The sequence below is a fragment of the Micromonospora sp. M42 genome (assembly GCF_000568915.1).
Lineage (GTDB): Bacteria > Actinomycetota > Actinomycetes > Mycobacteriales > Micromonosporaceae > Micromonospora > Micromonospora chalcea.
The window spans coordinates 721,777-723,103 of record NZ_KK037233.1 but is presented as its reverse complement, the minus strand read 5'-3'; the positions used below and the strand labels follow the sequence as shown (position 1 = coordinate 723,103).

The following is a 1,327-nucleotide window of genomic DNA, read 5'->3' as shown; positions in this document are numbered from 1 at the left end:
GAACGCGGCCAGCTCCGCCCGGCGTCAATCGCGCCCACCGCCGCGCCCACGTCGGCCAGCGCTGCGCGGTGGCCCGGTCGTACGCCGGGTCGGCCTCCTCGTCCAGCGCGGCCAGCGCGAGCACATGCGTGCCCTGCTCCACCAAGCTGCTGCACCGACCGGACCAGACGTCCGGCGTTCCCTCCCTTCGTAAAAGTCGGACACCAGCGCGACGATCGCCCGGCGCGGGTTCTCCACGAGCTGCGCGCCGTACGCGACCGCGCGGGCGATGTCGGTGCCGCCGCCGAGCTGCACCTTCATCAGCAGCTCCACCGGGTCGTCCACGTCGGAGGTCAGGTCGACCACGTCGGTGTCGAACGCGACCAGGTGGGTGCGTACGCCCGGCAGCCCCCACAGGCAGGCGGCGGTCACCGCGGCGTGGATCACCGAGCCGAGCATCGAACCGGACTGGTCCACCAGCAGGATCACCTGCCAGCGGTCCAGGTGGCGGCGGGTACGGGAGAAGAAGTGCGGCTGCCGTACGTGCAGCCGGCGCTCGTCCGGCCGCCAGTGCGCCAGGTTCGCCCGAATGGTGCGCCGGACGTCGAAGTTGCGGGCCTGCCGGAACCGGCTGGGTCGTCGCGCCCGGGGCCCGGAGAACGACTGCCGTACCTCGGCGGCCAGCCGCTCGACCAGTTGCCGCACCACCGCCTCGACCAGCTTGCGGGCCAGGCGCAGCACCTCCGGGTCCATCAGGTGCTTGGTCCGCAGCACCGCGCGCAGCAGCGCCGGGTTCGGCTCGACCCGGGCCAGCACCGCCGGGTCGGTGACGACCTCGTGGATGCCGTACCGCTCGACCGCGTCGCGTTCCAGCCGCTGCACCGTCTCCTTCGGGAACAGCCGGGTGATCCCGTCCAGCCAGTCCACAGTGGTCAGCGCGGACGGGCCGGACCCGCCGCGCCGCACGTCGCGGCGGCCGAGGTCGGCGTCGCGGCCGTAGAGCCAGTCCAGCGCCGCGTCCCGGCCGGCCGCCTCCGCCGACAGACCGCCCAGGCTGTCCTGCGCGGCGTCGCCGAGCACCAGCCGCCAGCGTTCCCGCATCGGGTCCGTCACGCCCGCTCCCCCTCCCACAGCCCTTCCCGGGCCAGCACCGCGTCGACCCGCTCCTCCACCGCGCGGGCGGCGGCCACCAGCAGCGGGTCGGCGTCCAGCCGCAGCAGGTCACCGGGCGGCGCGTCGCCGCCGTGCAGCGCCTGCACGTGCCGGGCCACCTCCGCCCGCTCCCGGGGCGGGAACCACCGAACGCCTGCCGCAGCGCGGGCAACGCCTCCATGAAGTCGTGCGCGCC

The 1,327-nt window shown here is 75.1% G+C and carries 2 pseudogenes; both read right to left on the bottom strand.

Going from position 1 to position 1,327, the window contains the following annotated elements:
* Window positions 1–1,092: pseudogene (locus MCBG_RS02910) on the bottom strand (VWA domain-containing protein); the annotation flags it as partial.
* Window positions 1,089–1,327, bottom strand: a pseudogene (locus tag MCBG_RS32280) (hypothetical protein); the annotation flags it as partial. The pseudogenes MCBG_RS02910 and MCBG_RS32280, both read right to left, overlap by 4 nt.